Genomic DNA, 16,546 nt, shown 5'->3' with positions numbered 1-16,546 from the left:
TACTCTACGTGTGAGGTGTTAATGGTAATACCGCGTGCCTTTTCTTCCGGCGCGTTGTCGATACCATCATAAGCAACGAATGCGCCGCCCCAGCTCTCTGCACACACGCGGGTCAACGCGGCGGTCAGTGTGGTTTTACCGTGGTCAACGTGACCAATGGTGCCCACATTAAGGTGGGGTTTGTTACGTTCAAACTTCTCTTTAGCCACTTTTCAATTCCTCTATATAAAGATGAAATATCGAAACTATTCTTCGTCTCTTTGCATTCCGCCCTTTGCAATCACTTCATCAGCGACATTGCGCGGAGCTTCCTGGTACTTCAAAAATTCCATGGTGTAGGTTGCACGACCCTGAGTTGCAGAGCGCAAGGCAGTCGCATAACCAAACATTTCCGACAATGGAACCTCAGCGTCTATCACCTTGCCCATCGGACTCTCATCCATACCCAGGATCAAGCCGCGACGACGGTTCAAGTCGCCAACCACATCACCCATGTTTGCTTCCGGAGTAACCACTTCAACCTTCATGATCGGCTCAAGCAATACTGCACCACCTTTTTGGGCCAATTTCTTGGTCGCCATGGACGCAGCAATCTTAAAGGCCATTTCTGACGAATCCACATCGTGATAAGAGCCATCGAATACAACAGCCTTTAACCCAAGTAATGGATAGCCCGCCAGAACTCCGTTTTGCATTTGTTCGGCAATGCCTTTCTGAATCGCAGGGATGAATTCCTTGGGAACCACACCACCCACAACCTCATTCACAAACTCCAAGCCTTCAGCACCCTCATCCGCACCGGGAGAAAAGCGAATCCAGCAGTGACCAAACTGACCGCGGCCGCCCGACTGACGCACGAACTTACCTTCAATTTCGCAGGTATTGCGTATAGCCTCACGGTAGGCAACTTGCGGCTTACCGATGTTAGCCTCCACACCAAATTCGCGCCGCATACGATCGACAATAATATCGAGATGCAACTCACCCATACCACCGATAATGGTTTGGCCGGTCTCTTCATCAGTGCGAACACGGAAAGAGGGATCCTCCTGAGCCAGCTTGCTCAGTGCGACCCCCATTTTTTCCTGATCAGCCTTGGTTTTGGGCTCAACTGCCACATGAATTACCGGCTCCGGGAAATCCATCCGCTCAAGAATAATCACATTATCGAGAGCGCAGAGAGTGTCACCGGTCGTACAATCTTTAAAGCCGATACCTGCAGCAATATCGCCTGCCAATACTTCTTTAATTTCCTGACGCTGATTCGCGTGCATTTGCACCATACGACCAACGCGTTCCTTTTTACCCTTTACCGAATTCAGCACAGTATCACCCGATTCAAGGGTGCCCGAATAAACACGAAAAAAGGTTAAGGTACCCACAAATGGATCGGTAGCAATCTTGAAAGCCAAAGCCGAAAAAGGTTCATCATCACTCGCTTTACGCGTCGCAAGGGTTTCACCATCTTCAAGCACACCTTCAATCGCCTTCACTTCTGTTGGCGCAGGCAAATAGTCAACAACTGCATCCAGCATTGCCTGGACACCCTTGTTCTTAAACGCCGAACCACCGATCACCGGGATAATTTCGTTAGCTAACGTACGCGCACGAATACCAGATTTGATTTCTTCTTCAGTTAGCTCTTCGCCACCCAAATACTTTTCCATCAACTCTTCGCTGGACTCAGCCGCGGATTCAATCAGGAACTCACGCATTTTTTCACAAGTTTCGAGCAGATCCGATGGGATCGACTCGTACCTGAAGGTCATACCCTGATCTTCTTCGTTCCAGATAATGGCACGCATCTTAACCAGATCGACAACACCCTTGAACTCATCTTCAGAGCCAATTGTCATCTGCAATGGCACAGCGTTAGCCCCTAGACGGGACTTCAACTGCTCCACCACACGCATATAGTTGGCACCAGTACGATCCATCTTGTTCACAAATACGATACGCGGAACTTCGTATTTGTTCGCTTGACGCCATACTGTTTCAGTTTGCGGCTGCACACCTGAAGACCCGCAGAGAACGACAACAGCACCATCGAGGACGCGCAATGAACGCTCCACTTCGATAGTGAAATCAACGTGACCGGGGGTATCAATTACGTTGATGCGATGCTCATCAAACTGGCCACCCATGCCTTTCCAGAAGGTGGTTACCGCAGCAGAGGTGATAGTAATACCGCGCTCTTGCTCCTGCACCATCCAGTCAGTCGTTGCAGCACCGTCATGCACCTCACCAATTTTGTGAGACAAGCCGGTATAAAACAACACACGTTCGGTAGTCGTCGTCTTACCCGCATCTACGTGGGCGCAGATGCCGATATTACGATAGCGTGCGATAGGTGTTTTACGTGCCACAGAGGTATTCCCCAATTACAAATTCGCTACTAAAGATAAAGGCAGCTACTGCTGCCCTTAGTCTTACATAGGCGTTTTGGAGCAAACTTCCATTAGAAACGGAAGTGCGAGAACGCTTTGTTCGCTTCAGCCATACGGTGAACGTCTTCACGCTTCTTAACCGCAGCGCCTTTGCCTTGTGCAGCATCCATCAGCTCACCAGCCAAACGCGCAGGCATTGATTTCTCACCGCGCTTGCGCGAGTAATCCACCAACCAACGCATTGCCAGCGCAGTACGACGCGATGCACGTACTTCGACAGGAACTTGATAGGTTGCACCACCCACACGGCGAGACTTAACCTCAACCAGCGGAGCGATGTTTTCGAGAGCCTCGGAGAAAACCTCCAAAGGGTCGCGATTCAATTTGGTTTTAACGATATCCATAGCGCCGTAAATAATGCGCTCTGCTACCGACTTCTTACCACTGATCATCACGTGGTTCATAAACTTTGCCAGAGTCACGTTACCGAATTTTGGATCCGGCAGCGTGTCGCGTTTGGCGACGACTCGTCTTCTTGGCATTTTAATAGCCTCTCTTCAGGAATTATCCAAGACAACATTTGAAGCCAAATTGCTACAAATTTGCTTGGCCTTACTCGGTTGTACACCGAAAACATTAAACGCAAAGCATAAGCGGCGGACAAATCCGCCCGCCATATTACTTAGGACGTTTAGCACCGTATTTGGAACGACCCTGTCTACGCTTGGCAACACCGGAAGTATCCAGTGAACCGCGTACAGTATGGTAACGAACACCGGGCAAGTCTTTAACACGACCACCACGAATCAGTACCACGCTGTGCTCTTGCAAGTTATGGCCTTCACCGCCGATATAGGAAGACACTTCGAAGCCATTGGTCAAACGAACACGGCACACTTTACGCAATGCTGAGTTTGGCTTTTTAGGTGTAGTCGTATAAACGCGAGTGCAAACACCGCGGCGTTGCGGATTGCCTTGCAGAGCTGGAACGTCGCTCTTGTCTACGATGGGTTTTCTCGGCTTACGAATCAATTGATTGATCGTTGGCATGAAAACAAACTCCACAGATAATACGCCTTCACAATTGAAGGCAGGTTTAAGAAAGCGGACTAATACATCAAAAATAGCCCCGCTTCCCACTTCGGAAAAAGTGGGTGGCGCATTGTAAAGATGCACCCCACCACCGTCAAGGTAAAGCCCGCTTATTTAATGGACAATTGCCCGATAAAAAAGCAAGGCTGGGGTTGCCAGCCTTGCTTCGGGTTTACCGTGAGAGCTTGCGCCCTCGTCACTTCGGCCTTGAATCAAGCATTAGCCAATGCTTGATTTCAGCGCCTCAGTCAATGCTGCTTCAACGTCTTCTGCACTTACACCAACATCATTACTGATGGCAGCTTCACGGCGACGCTTGCGGTCCGAGTGGTAGGCCAGACCAGTACCAGCGGGAATCAAACGCCCCACAACCACGTTTTCTTTCAAGCCGCGCAATGCATCTTTTTTGCCAGTCACTGCCGCTTCGGTCAATACACGGGTAGTTTCCTGGAACGATGCTGCCGAAATAAACGATTCTGTCGCCAACGATGCCTTGGTAATACCCAACAACTGACGTTCGTAATTTGCAGGCTGACGCGCTTCTGCACGCAGCTTTTCGTTCTCTTCCAGCACGTGATTGTATTCAACCTGCTCGCCTTTCACGAAAGTAGAGTCACCCATGGTGCTAATCTCTACTTTACGTAGCATCTGACGAACGATAGTTTCAATGTGCTTATCGTTAATCTTCACGCCTTGTAGACGATAAACGTCCTGGATTTCGTTGGTAATGTAACGCGCCAGCGCCTCAACACCTTGCAAGCGCAGGATATCGTGCGGGTTGCTTGGACCGTCAGATACAACTTCACCCTTGGCAACCATCTCACCTTCAAACACAGTCAACTGGCGATGTTTAGGGATAAGCACTTCGTAGTGAGTTGAACCATCCGGCAACAATTGACCATCCACAGGGGTGATGATCAAACGACGCTTGCCCTTAGTTTCTTTACCAAAACTCACAGTACCGGAGATTTCCGCCAGAATTGACGGCTCTTTCGGGCGACGCGCTTCAAACAAGTCAGCAACGCGCGGCAGACCACCGGTGATATCGCGGGTCTTGGAACCTTCTTGCGGGATACGCGCAATAATGTCGCCCACATTGATAATGTCGCTGTTGTTAATGCTCAGAATCGCTTTTGGCGGCAACATGTAGTGAGCAGGCACGTTGGTATTCGCAAGGAACAGCTCTTTACCTTTCGCATCGACCAAGGTTACTGCTGGACGCAAATCTTTACCGGCTGACGGACGCTCGGCAGGGTCGAGAACCTCGATCGAACTCAAACCGGTCAATTCGTCAGTCTGGCGTCGGATAGAAAGACCGTCTTCCATGCCCGAGAAGGCAACAGTACCTGCCACTTCCGATACAATCGGATGGGTATGCGGATCCCATTTGGCAATAATCTGGCCGCCTTTTACTGCTTCGCCATCTTTAACGGTAATCAAAGCACCGTAAGGAATCTTGTAACGCTCACGCTCACGACCACTGCCATCGGCAATCGCCAATTCGCCAGAACGGGATACTGCCACCAGATTGCCCGCCGGGTTGCTTACAACCTTAACGTTCAACAGACGCACAGTACCTTCTTGCTTAACTTGTACGCTATCCGCTGCAGACGCTCGCGATGCCGCACCACCAATGTGGAAGGTACGCATGGTCAGCTGGGTACCGGGTTCACCGATTGACTGGGCCGCGATAACACCAACTGCCTCGCCCACGTTAACGCGATGACCACGAGCCAGGTCGCGACCGTAACACATAGAACAGATACCGCTGCGCGCTTCACAGGTAATGGGTGAGCGCACCAGCACTTCATCGATACCCATAGCTTCAACGCGCTCAACCCAAGCTTCATCAATCATGGTGCCAGCAGGAACCAGGATTTCATCGGTGCCAGGACGAATTACGTCTCGCGCAATAATACGGCCGAGGATACGATCACCCAGAGATTCGATAACGTCGCCACCTTCGATTACTGGTGACATGGTCAAACCTTCATCGGTACCACAATCGATTGCCGTTACTACCAGATCTTGCGCAACGTCAACTAGACGACGGGTCAAGTAACCGGAGTTTGCGGTTTTCAACGCGGTATCCGCCAAACCTTTACGCGCACCGTGGGTCGAGATGAAGTACTGAAGTACGTTCAAGCCTTCACGGAAGTTAGCGGTAATAGGAGTTTCGATGATCGAACCGTCCGGACGCGCCATCAAACCACGCATACCCGCCAACTGACGGATCTGGGCGGGCGAGCCACGCGCACCTGAGTCGGCATACATAAATACCGAGTTAAATGACGGCTGCAATTCTTCTGCGCCATCGCGGTTAATCACAGCTTCTTTCGAAATACCTTCCATCATCGACTTGGCAACCAAATCGTTGGCGCGCGACCAGATATCGATAACCTTGTTGTATTTTTCGCCTTGGGTCACAAGACCGGATGCGTACTGGGTTTCAATCTCTTTTACTTCGGCTTCAGCGCGACCAATGATCTCGGCTTTGGCAGCAGGGATAGTAAAGTCGTTTACACCGATAGAAGAACCTGACTTGGTAGAGAAGTCATAACCCATATACATCAAACGGTCAGCGAAAATTACGGTCGCTTTGAGACCCACTACGCGGTAGCAGTAATTGATCGCAGCTGAAATCGCTTTTTTCACCATTGGGCGGTTAATCATTTCGAGCGGCATACCGGGTGGGCAGATTTCCCACAGAAGCACGCGACCAACAGTGGTGCTTACCAGTTTAATTGTGGTGGTTTTTTCGCCTTCTTCGCCAATCAGAGTTTCGCTTAAACGCACTTTGATACGCGCTTGCAGATCAACTTGCTTGGAGTAGTAAGCACGTGACACTTCCGCCGGATCGGCGAATACCATGTTTTCGCCTTTGGCGTTTACACGGTCACGAGTCATCCAGTACAGGCCCAATACCACGTCTTGCGACGGAACGATGATTGGCTCACCTGATGCTGGAGAGAGGATGTTGTTGGTTGACATCATCAGCGCACGGGCTTCCAACTGAGCTTCAATCGTCAGTGGAACGTGAACTGCCATCTGGTCACCGTCGAAGTCGGCGTTGTACGCAGAACAGACAAGTGGGTGCAGTTGGATTGCTTTACCTTCAATCAGCACCGGCTCGAACGCTTGGATACCGAGACGGTGAAGGGTTGGTGCACGGTTCAGGAGAACCGGATGCTCGCGGATCACTTCGTCGAGGATATCCCAAACGACAGCTTCTTCGCGCTCAACCATTTTCTTGGCGGCTTTAATAGTGGTCGCCAAACCACGCAATTCAAGCTTGCTGAAAATAAAAGGCTTGAACAATTCCAATGCCATTTTCTTCGGTAGACCACACTGATGCAGACGCAGGGTTGGACCTACTACGATTACTGAACGGCCGGAGTAGTCAACGCGCTTACCGAGCAGGTTTTGGCGGAAACGGCCTTGCTTACCTTTGATCATGTCTGCCAGAGACTTAAGCGGACGCTTGTTTGAACCGGTAATCGCACGACCGCGACGACCGTTATCCAACAATGCATCTACCGCTTCTTGCAGCATACGCTTTTCATTGCGCACGATAATGTCTGGTGCATTCAGGTCCAACAAACGCTTCAAGCGGTTGTTACGGTTGATCACGCGGCGATACAAGTCGTTCAGGTCGGAAGTCGCAAAACGGCCACCGTCCAATGGAACCAATGGGCGCAAATCTGGCGGCAATACCGGCAACACTTCCATTACCATCCACTCAGGCTTGTTGCCTGAGAAGAAGAATGCTTCCAATAGTTTCAAACGCTTGGAGTATTTCTTGATTTTAGTTTCGCTGGTTGTATTCGGAATTTCTTCACGCAGGCGCTGAATCTCTGATTCCAGATCGATAGCACGCATCAACGTCTGAATTGCTTCAGCACCCATTTGCGCTTCGAATTCATCACCGAACTCTTCCATTGCTTCGAAGTATTGCTCGTCAGAGAGTAATTGACCGCGCTCCAAGGTAGTCATACCTGGCTCAGTCACTACGTAGGATTCAAAATACAATACACGCTCGATATCACGCAGGGTCATGTCCAGCAACAAACCAATACGGCTTGGCAGTGATTTCAAAAACCAAATATGCGCAACGGGGCTAGCCAGCTCAATGTGGCCCATGCGCTCGCGGCGCACTTTAGCCAAGGTCACTTCAACACCGCATTTTTCACAAATAATGCCGCGGTGCTTCATGCGCTTGTACTTGCCGCACAAGCATTCGTAATCTTTTACTGGACCAAAGATTTTGGCGCAGAACAGACCTTCACGCTCGGGCTTGAAGGTACGGTAGTTGATAGTCTCCGGCTTTTTTACTTCGCCAAACGACCATGAACGAATCATTTCAGGTGATGCCAAGCTAATACGAATAGAGTCGAATTCTTCGACTTGTCCCTGGGACTTGAGTAAATTCAGTAAGTCTTTCAAGGCGCTTTCTCCTGTTGGCTCCGGGGGAGCTTTCATTAAACTTCGAGGCAAATTCTTTGGTGTTACTGGTTCCGGGTTACGGCCAGCATCTGCAGGGTTAGTGCGGATACTGGTGCGTAAGCTTGAGCATTAATCGTCTTGCTCAAGCTCGATGTTGATACCCAGAGAGCGGATTTCCTTAACGAGTACGTTGAAGGACTCCGGCATGCCGGGCTCCATACGGTGGTCGCCATCAACGATGTTTTTATACATCTTGGTACGACCCGCAACGTCATCCGACTTAACAGTAAGCATTTCTTGCAAGGTGTAAGCTGCGCCGTATGCTTCAAGCGCCCACACTTCCATCTCACCGAAACGCTGACCACCAAATTGTGCTTTACCACCCAGAGGCTGTTGAGTAACCAGACTGTATGAACCGGTTGAACGCGCATGCATCTTGTCATCCACCAAGTGGTTCAACTTCAACATGTACATGTAACCAACGGTCACGGGACGAGTGAATTGATCACCGGTACGTCCATCGTAAAGGATGGATTGACCGGTATCTGACAAGCCAGCCAAACGCAGCAACGCCTTGATTTCATGTTCTTTGGCGCCGTCAAATACCGGAGTTGCCATAGGCACGCCATCAACCAGGTTTTTCGCCAGATCCAGAATTTCTTTATCACTGAAAGAAGCGAGATCTTCTTTAGCAGCAACATCGCCAGTCTTGTTGTAGATGTCTTCAAGGAAGGCACGAACATCAGCAATCGCTTTTTGCTCTTGCAACAACTTGTTGATCTTAACGCCCAGACCTTTAGCCGCCATACCCAAGTGCATTTCCAACACCTGACCCACGTTCATACGTGAAGGTACGCCGAGCGGGTTGAGCACGATATCAACGGTCTCACCATTTTCGTCGTAAGGCATGTCTTCAATCGGCATGATTACCGAGATAACACCCTTGTTACCATGACGACCGGCCATCTTGTCGCCCGGCTGAATGCGGCGCTTGATTGCGAGGTAAACCTTAACAATTTTAAGTACACCTGGAGCGAGATCATCACCGGTAGACAACTTGCGTTTTTTATCTTCAAACCGCTCATCGAGGATCTTGCGACGCTCGGCAAGTTGTTCTTCCGCACGGTCAATCTGCTCATTCAATGCATCTTCATTCATGCGCAGTTTGAACCACTGGTCTTTTTCCAAGCCGTCAAGAATTTCGTGAGTCATGGCTTCGCCTTTCTTCACGTTTTTACCGGACGCAACAACTTGACCAACTAAAGCTGAACGCAGACGCTCAAAGGTTGCAGTTTCAACGATACGGTATTCTTCGTTCAAATCTTTGCGGACTTCGTCCAATTGTGCTTTTTCAATTTCCAGGCTGCGTTGATCCTTTTCCAGACCGTCGCGGGTGAACACCTGCACGTCAATAACAGTACCTTTGGTGCTTGAAGGCACGCGCAGGGAAGTATCTTTAACGTCAGAGGCCTTCTCACCGAAGATCGCACGCAACAATTTTTCTTCTGGAGTCAGTTGGGTTTCACCTTTTGGCGTTACCTTACCAACCAGAATATCACCGCCGCCTACTTCAGCTCCGATATACACAATGCCGGATTCGTCGAGTTTGCTCAGCGCACTCTCACCCACGTTTGGAATATCGGCGGTTATTTCTTCACTGCCTAACTTGGTATCACGTGCGATACAGGTTAATTCCTGAATATGGATGGTAGTGAAACGATCTTCTTGTACAACACGCTCAGACACCAGAATCGAGTCTTCGAAGTTGTAACCATTCCACGGCATAAAGGCGATACGCATGTTTTGGCCAAGCGCCAATTCACCCATATCAACTGAAGGGCCATCCGCCAGAATATCGCCACGGGATACTGAATCGCCCATGCTTACAATGGGGCGCTGGTTAATACAGGTATTTTGGTTCGAACGGGTGTATTTGATCAGGTTGTAGATATCTACACCGGCATCGCCCGCTTCGACTTCATCGTGATGTACTTTTACAACGATACGGCCAGCATCAACGCTATCGATCACACCGCCACGCTTGGCAACCACACATACGCCTGAGTCGGAGGCCACATTGCGCTCCATACCAGTACCTACCAACGGCTTTTGTGAGCGCAGGGTTGGTACAGCTTGACGCTGCATGTTCGAACCCATCAACGCACGGTTGGCGTCATCGTGCTCAAGGAATGGAATCAAAGATGCTGCAACAGAAACAACCTGACGCGCCGACACATCCATATATTGGACATCAGCCGGACCTTTCAAGGTGAATTCGTTAAGGTGACGTACGGACACCAAGTCCTCAGTCAAATTACCACCCGCATCTAAAGTTGCCGATGCCTGCGCAATTACATAATCGGATTCATTAATAGCGGAGAGGAAATCAATTTCATTGGTTACTTTGCCGTTGATCACTTTGCGATACGGGCTCTCAAGGAAGCCGTAATTATTAGTGCGGGCATAGGTAGCCAGAGAGTTGATCAACCCAATGTTTGGACCTTCAGGTGTTTCGATTGGGCATACACGACCATAATGGGTCGGGTGTACGTCGCGCACTTCAAAACCTGCGCGCTCACGAGTCAAACCACCTGGGCCAAGCGCAGAGACGCGACGTTTATGCGTGATCTCCGACAGTGGGTTGTTTTGATCCATAAACTGTGACAGCTGCGAAGAGCCAAAAAACTCTTTCACTGCAGCAGCAACCGGTTTCGCATTAATCAAATCTTGCGGCATCAAGCCTTCGCTTTCTGCCATTGACAGACGCTCTTTCACTGCACGCTCAACACGCACCAAACCAACACGGAATTGGTTTTCGGCCATTTCACCTACAGATCGAACACGACGGTTACCCAAGTGATCAATATCATCCACAACGCCTTTACCGTTGCGGATAGCGATCAGGGTCTTCATCACATCAACAATATCTTCATTAGATATGGTGCCTTCGCCAGTTTCAGCTTCGCGACCCAGACGACGATTGAACTTCATGCGGCCGACCGCAGAAAGATCGTAGCGCTCTTGCGAGAAGAATAAATTCTGGAACAGAGCTTCAGCAGATTCTTTGGTTGGCGGCTCGCCAGGACGCATCATGCGATAAATTTCAACCAGCGATTCCAATGCAGTACGGGTTGGATCGACACGCAAGGTTTCGGAAATAAATGCACCGCAATCCAATTCATTGGTATATAGGGTCTCAACATCAGTGACGCCTGCAGCAACCAATTTGGAAAGCACATCAGCGGTAATTTCGGTATTACATTCAAACAGCAATTCACCGCTGCGGGTATCGATAATATCTTTAGCAAGTGCACGACCCAACAGATATTCAGACGGAACATCCATCTGATTAACGCCGGCTTTTTCCAATTGACGAATATGGCGCGCGGTAATGCGACGCCCTTCTTCAACAATAATATTGCCCTTGTCATCTTTGATATCAAAAGTAGCGACATCGCCGCGCAGGCGAGATGGAACTACGGCGTAACTGAACTGACCATCTTTACCCAGAATAAAGGTACTGGTCTCAAAGAACATCGCCAGCATTTCTTGTGAGCTGAAGCCCAATGCGCGCAGCAAAATCGTGGCCGGCAACTTACGGCGACGGTCAATACGAACATAGAGCAGATCTTTTGGATCGAATTCAAAATCCAACCATGAGCCACGGTAAGGAATAATACGTGCGGAATAAAGCAATTTGCCCGATGAATGGGTCTTACCCTTGTCGTGATCAAAGAATACACCAGGAGAACGATGCAACTGGGAAACTATCACGCGCTCGGTACCGTTAATAACAAAGGTACCATTGTCGGTCATGAGCGGAATTTCGCCCATGTACACTTCTTGCTCTTTAATGTCTTTGATCGCTTTATTAGAAGACTCGCGATCATAAATAATCAAACGCACTTTCACGCGCAGGGGGACGGCATAAGTAACGCCACGCAGAATACACTCGTTTACATCAAACGCTGCTTTACCAAGGTTATAGCTAACGTATTCGAGCGCAGCATTCCCTGAGTAGCTAACGATTGGAAAAACGGAACGGAATGCAGCGTGCAGCCCCATATCATCACGCTTACTAGGCGCAGTATCTGCTTGAGTAAACTTTCTGTAGGAATCTAACTGAATCGCCAAAAGATAAGGTACATCCATTACGTGCGGCAGTTTGCCAAAATCCTTGCGGATACGTTTTTTCTCAGTATATGAGTAAGCCATCTGTATTCCCCAGCTTGTTCGCGGATCGGGCTTGATCGCAGCCATGAAAACGCATGTGCGTTTCTTTGTAAAAACTTAAACTCGACAAACTTGCAATTACTTTTCAGTAATCAATGGCGCACCTGGTGCTTGCCATTTTTCAGTACCATTACAGCTGTGAACCGGGACTCTTCTGAAAACAGAAAAAGGCTGGCAAGCAAATGCTCACCAGCCTAGTGTCCAAACTGTAAATGGACCGCGACACAGGCGTAGAATTATTTAACTTCTACAACTGCACCAGCTTCTTCCAACTTGGCTTTTGCTGCATCAGCATCAGCCTTGGAAACAGCTTCTTTAACCGCTTTAGGTGCAGCTTCTACCAAGTCTTTAGCTTCTTTCAAGCCCAGACCAGTCAACTCACGTACCGCCTTAATCACGTTAACTTTCTTATCGCCAACAGATGAAAGGATTACGTCGAATTCAGTTTGCTCTTCCGCAGCAGCAACTGGACCAGCAGCAACAGCTACAGTAGCAGCAGCAGCGCTAACACCGAATTTTTCTTCCATTGCAGAGATCAACTCAACAACGTCTTTAACAGACATTTCTGCGATGGCATTGATGATATCGTCTTTAGTCAGAGACATGTCTCAATTCCTAATTAATGGAGCATTTTGCTCGTTAAATCTAAAGTAAGCTGTAAACGAAAAATTAAGCAGCTTGCTGTTCTTTTTGATCGCGAACTGCCGCAATAGTGCGAACCAGTTTGCCGGCTGAAGCTTCTTTCATCACGCTCATCAGACGAGAAATAGCTTCGTCGTATGTTGGCAAAGTTGCCAGCATAGCAATGTTCACTAACTCACCTTCAAAGGCAGCAGCTTTCAACTCAAACTTGTCATTTTCTTTAGCAAAATCCTGAAGGATGCGCGCACCCGCACCAGGATGAACAGTAGAAAATGCAATCAGAGTTGGACCTACGAATTTGTCTGCGAGACATTCGTAAGCTGTACCTTGCACAGCGCGACGGGCCAATGTGTTACGGACGACTTTTACCCAGACGCCTGCTTCACGGGCCTGCTTGCGCAGAGCGGTCATCTTGCCAACAGTTACACCGCGAGAATCGGCGATAACAGCAGACAGAGCGCTCTTTGCAGCGTCTTGGACTTCAGCGACGATCGCCTTTTTGCCTTCAAGACCTAATGCCACGGGATTACTCCTGCATTGACAAATCTTTTTTGCCGTTAAAAACAAAAGCAGATGTGTCGTTAACTACCAGCCCCAAATAAAGTTATTGAGGCCATTATTCGGTGAAGTCATTCGTCAACATTTTGTAACACTAAGCCTGTTACATTAATTGACTGAATAGGGTCTCACCATCTGCGTAGGCGACTTACATTAAGTCCCGGCAATTTACTTATGCAAATTACTTTAGACACCTACGGTCTTTGACGGCCCGCTCAATCAAGCGGACCCCAAAGTTCTTTGTGCGCCAGCGAATTAAATCGCGAGTGACGCTTGATCAATTACCAAACCTGGACCCATAGTAGAACTCAAGGAAATTTTCTTGATGTAAATACCTTTAGATGTTGCTGGTTTGGCTTTTTTCAGATCGCCGATCAGTGCTTCCAAGTTTTCTTTGATAGCAATAGCATCAAATGAAATCTTACCTAAACCACCGTGAACAATACCGCCCTTCTCAGCGCGATAGCGGATCTGACCTGCTTTAGCATTTTTAACTGCAGTAACTACATCAGGAGTTACGGTGCCGGTCTTAGGGTTTGGCATCAGGCCGCGAGGACCGAGCACTTGACCCAACTGACCAACCACACGCATTGCATCAGGACTGGCGATAACTACGTCAAAATCCATCTTGCCCGCTTTAATTTCTGCAGCCAATTCATCCATACCAACAAATTCAGCACCAGCTGCTTTTGCAGCCTCAGCGTTGGCACCTTGGGTGAATACAGCAACGCGCACTGACTTACCATTGCCATGAGGTAGGGTAGTAGCACCGCGAACTGATTGGTCAGATTTACGCGGATCAATGCCGAGGTTGACAGACACATCAACAGTCTCAGCAAATTTTACATTCGAAAGATCTTTCAACAGGGCAACAGCTTCTTCGATCGAGTATTGCTTGGTTGAATCAACTTTCTCATTAATAGCACGTTGACGCTTAGTAATTTTAGCCATCTTATACGCCCTCCACTTCCAGACCCATTGAACGAGCAGAACCGGCGATAGTACGCACAGCAGCATCCATATCCGATGCAGTCAAATCTGCCATTTTGGTAGTTGCAATGGTTTCCAACTGGGCACGGGTTACCTTGCCAACCTTGTTGGTGTTGGGGCGACCACTACCACTGGTGATGCCAGCTGCCTTCTTCAACAAGAAAGACGCCGGAGGAGTTTTCATTACAAATGTAAAGCTGCGGTCGCTGTATACACTGATAATTACAGGTACTGGCGAACCAACTTCCATGCCTTGTGTTTGCGCATTGAAAGCTTTACAGAATTCCATAATGTTAACGCCGTGCTGACCCAATGCTGGACCAACCGGTGGACTCGGGTTTGCTTTGCCAGCTGCAACTTGCAACTTAACGTAAGCTGTTACTTTTTTTGCCATGATATTGCTCCCCTATGGGTGTTAGCGCCTCAACCAGACTTTTGGCAAAATCTGGCGTCTTAGGCTCCCCGCCTTGGCACAGACCAAGGACACGAAAACCCCTCTTCGCATGGCGAAGAAGGGCATTTAAAACTTATTTAGCGCTTAGGTTTTTTCGACCTGACTAAATTCCAACTCAACTGGAGTTGAGCGACCAAAAATTAATACCGCCACACGCAATTTATTTTTGTCGTAATTAACTTCTTCAACAACACCGTTAAAGTCATTGAATGGACCGTCAATAACACGCACCATTTCGCCCGGCTCAAAAATAGTTTTTGGCTTAGGCTTTTCAATCGAATCATCGACACGGCGCAAAATTGCATCTGCTTCCTTTTCAGTAATAGGTGCAGGCTGGTCAGCCTTGCCTCCAATAAAACCCATCACTCTCGGAGTATCCTTTACCAAATGCCATGTATCATCATTCAATTCCATTTGAACCAATACATAACCGGGGAAAAACTTGCGTTCGCTCTTACGCTTTTGACCGCCACGCATTTCAATCACTTCTTCGGTGGGAACCAGAATCTCACCAAAACTTTCTTCCATGCCATAAAGCGCAACACGGTCACGCAGAGAGGCCGCTACTTTTTTTTCGTAGCCAGAATAGGCATGCACTACGTACCAACGCTTAGCCATACTCATCTACCCTATGATATTGGAAGCAATAAAGCCGAAGAGAGTGTCAAGCAACCAGAGAATGATTGCCATTACAAAAACTACCGCTAACACAATTAGTGTTGTTTGGTTAGTTTCCTGACGACTGGGCCAAACCACTTTACGCAACTCAACTAAAGCACCGCGGACAACATCAGCTATTGCAGCACCTTTGGCCGTTTGCAAAGCGACAAAAACCGCAACTGCGGCCAGCACCAACAAGCCCAATGCGCGATACAGAATAGATTCGGCAGAGAAATGAGAGTTTCCGACAACACCTGCAGCAACTATAGCCACAACCAAAAGCCACTTAATAGCATCTAGTCGGTAAACTTTTTCTTCAGTATTAGCAGTCATTATTGCGAGAAACCTTCATGAAATTTGGCAGGCCAGGAGGGACTCGAACCCCCAACACCCGGTTTTGGAGACCGGTGCTCTACCAATTGAACTACTGGCCTAACATAACTGAAGCAGCTGTGATGCGGCAGTTTTACTGCCGCACACAGATTAATTACTGAAGGATTTTGGCAACAACACCAGCACCAACAGTACGACCACCTTCACGGATAGCGAAGCGCAAGCCTTCTTCCATCGCGATAGGGTGAATCAGGGTCACAACCATTTGCACGTTGTCACCTGGCATTACCATTTCTACACCTTCCGGCAATTCAACTGCACCGGTTACGTCGGTGGTGCGGAAGTAGAATTGTGGACGATAGCCTTTAAAGAATGGAGTGTGACGACCACCTTCTTCTTTGGACAACACGTACACTTCTGATTGGAACTTGGTGTGTGGAGTTACTGAGTTTGGCTTGGCCAATACTTGACCACGCTCAACGTCATCACGCTTGGTGCCGCGCAACAGAACACCAACGTTCTCACCAGCACGACCTTCGTCGAGCAACTTGCGGAACATTTCAACACCAGTACAGGTGGTTTTAACGGTGTCTTTCAGACCAACAATCGCGATCTCTTCACCAACCTTAACAACACCACGCTCTACACGGCCAGTTACAACAGTACCGCGACCAGAGATAGAGAATACGTCCTCTACTGGCATCAGGAATGGTTGGTCGATAGCACGTACCGGCTCAGGGATGTAGCTGTCCAG

At 48.7% G+C, this 16,546-nt stretch carries 13 protein-coding genes and 1 tRNA gene; all 14 read right to left on the bottom strand.

The genetic code is table 11. The features are described from left to right. On the bottom strand, window positions 1-209 hold a 209-nt coding region (locus J2X05_RS20960; protein WP_310076367.1), incomplete at its 3' end, for a GTP-binding protein. Window positions 210-245: 36 nt separating this feature from the next. Next, window positions 246-2,366 carry an elongation factor G gene (gene fusA, locus J2X05_RS20955; RefSeq protein ID WP_310076364.1) on the bottom strand — a complete coding sequence of 707 codons (2,121 nt, stop codon included), beginning with the start codon at window positions 2,364-2,366 and terminating at the stop codon, window positions 246-248. Between the two features lie 92 nt (window positions 2,367-2,458). Next, window positions 2,459-2,929, bottom strand: a complete 471-nt coding sequence (gene rpsG / locus J2X05_RS20950; RefSeq protein WP_039913025.1) for a 30S ribosomal protein S7 — start codon at window positions 2,927-2,929, stop codon at window positions 2,459-2,461. A gap of 136 nt (window positions 2,930-3,065) precedes the next feature. Beyond that, complete coding sequence (gene rpsL / locus J2X05_RS20945; RefSeq protein WP_062058902.1) at window positions 3,066-3,437, bottom strand: 30S ribosomal protein S12; 372 nt, start codon at window positions 3,435-3,437, stop codon at window positions 3,066-3,068. A gap of 261 nt (window positions 3,438-3,698) precedes the next feature. Then, window positions 3,699-7,922 carry a DNA-directed RNA polymerase subunit beta' gene (gene rpoC, locus J2X05_RS20940; protein WP_310076369.1) on the bottom strand — a complete coding sequence of 1,408 codons (4,224 nt, stop codon included), beginning with the start codon at window positions 7,920-7,922 and terminating at the stop codon, window positions 3,699-3,701. Window positions 7,923-8,051: 129 nt separating this feature from the next. Then, window positions 8,052-12,137 carry a DNA-directed RNA polymerase subunit beta gene (gene rpoB, locus J2X05_RS20935; protein WP_310076359.1) on the bottom strand — a complete coding sequence of 1,362 codons (4,086 nt, stop codon included), beginning with the start codon at window positions 12,135-12,137 and terminating at the stop codon, window positions 8,052-8,054. Window positions 12,138-12,391: 254 nt separating this feature from the next. Next, window positions 12,392-12,760: a 50S ribosomal protein L7/L12 gene (rplL, locus tag J2X05_RS20930; RefSeq protein ID WP_310076357.1), complete on the bottom strand. Its 369-nt coding sequence runs from the start codon at window positions 12,758-12,760 to the stop codon at window positions 12,392-12,394. Window positions 12,761-12,824: 64 nt separating this feature from the next. Next, the gene (gene rplJ / locus J2X05_RS20925) at window positions 12,825-13,319 is read right to left on the bottom strand and encodes a 50S ribosomal protein L10 (protein ID WP_133684965.1); all 495 of its coding nucleotides are present in this window, start codon (window positions 13,317-13,319) and stop codon (window positions 12,825-12,827) included. A gap of 291 nt (window positions 13,320-13,610) precedes the next feature. Next, window positions 13,611-14,306 carry a 50S ribosomal protein L1 gene (rplA, locus tag J2X05_RS20920; protein WP_310076353.1) on the bottom strand — a complete coding sequence of 232 codons (696 nt, stop codon included), beginning with the start codon at window positions 14,304-14,306 and terminating at the stop codon, window positions 13,611-13,613. Between the two features lies 1 nt (window position 14,307). Next, window positions 14,308-14,739, bottom strand: a complete 432-nt coding sequence (gene rplK, locus J2X05_RS20915) for a 50S ribosomal protein L11 (RefSeq protein WP_133684963.1) — start codon at window positions 14,737-14,739, stop codon at window positions 14,308-14,310. 144 nt (window positions 14,740-14,883) lie between these two features. Beyond that, on the bottom strand, window positions 14,884-15,417 hold the full coding sequence (nusG, locus tag J2X05_RS20910) for a transcription termination/antitermination protein NusG (RefSeq protein ID WP_133684962.1): 534 nt from the start codon (window positions 15,415-15,417) through the stop codon (window positions 14,884-14,886). Between the two features lie 6 nt (window positions 15,418-15,423). Further along, the gene (gene secE / locus J2X05_RS20905; RefSeq protein ID WP_310076349.1) at window positions 15,424-15,792 is read right to left on the bottom strand and encodes a preprotein translocase subunit SecE; all 369 of its coding nucleotides are present in this window, start codon (window positions 15,790-15,792) and stop codon (window positions 15,424-15,426) included. A 25-nt stretch (window positions 15,793-15,817) separates the two neighbouring features. Beyond that, window positions 15,818-15,893 (bottom strand) — tRNA-Trp (locus J2X05_RS20900). Between the two features lie 53 nt (window positions 15,894-15,946). Further along, the coding region (locus J2X05_RS20895; RefSeq protein ID WP_310073259.1) for an EF-Tu C-terminal domain-related protein at window positions 15,947-16,546 on the bottom strand (600 nt) is incomplete at its 5' end.

The organism is Cellvibrio fibrivorans, assembly GCF_031457055.1.
GTDB classification, from domain to species: Bacteria; Pseudomonadota; Gammaproteobacteria; order Pseudomonadales; family Cellvibrionaceae; genus Cellvibrio; species Cellvibrio fibrivorans.
Note: the sequence above shows the minus strand (reverse complement) of the source record. Positions and strands in the feature narration are given on the sequence as shown.

What these genes read in the sequence shown, in the direction of transcription:
- rpsG (WP_039913025.1), bottom strand. Translation starts at nt 2,929, where the DNA reads ATGCCAAGAAGACGAGTCGTCGCCAAACGCGACACGCTGCCGGATCCA.
- rpsL (WP_062058902.1), bottom strand. Translation starts at nt 3,437, where the DNA reads ATGCCAACGATCAATCAATTGATTCGTAAGCCGAGAAAACCCATCGTA.
- rpoB (WP_310076359.1), bottom strand. Translation starts at nt 12,137, where the DNA reads ATGGCTTACTCATATACTGAGAAAAAACGTATCCGCAAGGATTTTGGC.
- rplL (WP_310076357.1), bottom strand. Translation starts at nt 12,760, where the DNA reads ATGTCTCTGACTAAAGACGATATCATCAATGCCATCGCAGAAATGTCT.
- rplA (WP_310076353.1), bottom strand. Translation starts at nt 14,306, where the DNA reads ATGGCTAAAATTACTAAGCGTCAACGTGCTATTAATGAGAAAGTTGAT.
- rplK (WP_133684963.1), bottom strand. Translation starts at nt 14,739, where the DNA reads ATGGCAAAAAAAGTAACAGCTTACGTTAAGTTGCAAGTTGCAGCTGGC.
- nusG (WP_133684962.1), bottom strand. Translation starts at nt 15,417, where the DNA reads ATGGCTAAGCGTTGGTACGTAGTGCATGCCTATTCTGGCTACGAAAAA.
- secE (WP_310076349.1), bottom strand. Translation starts at nt 15,792, where the DNA reads ATGACTGCTAATACTGAAGAAAAAGTTTACCGACTAGATGCTATTAAG.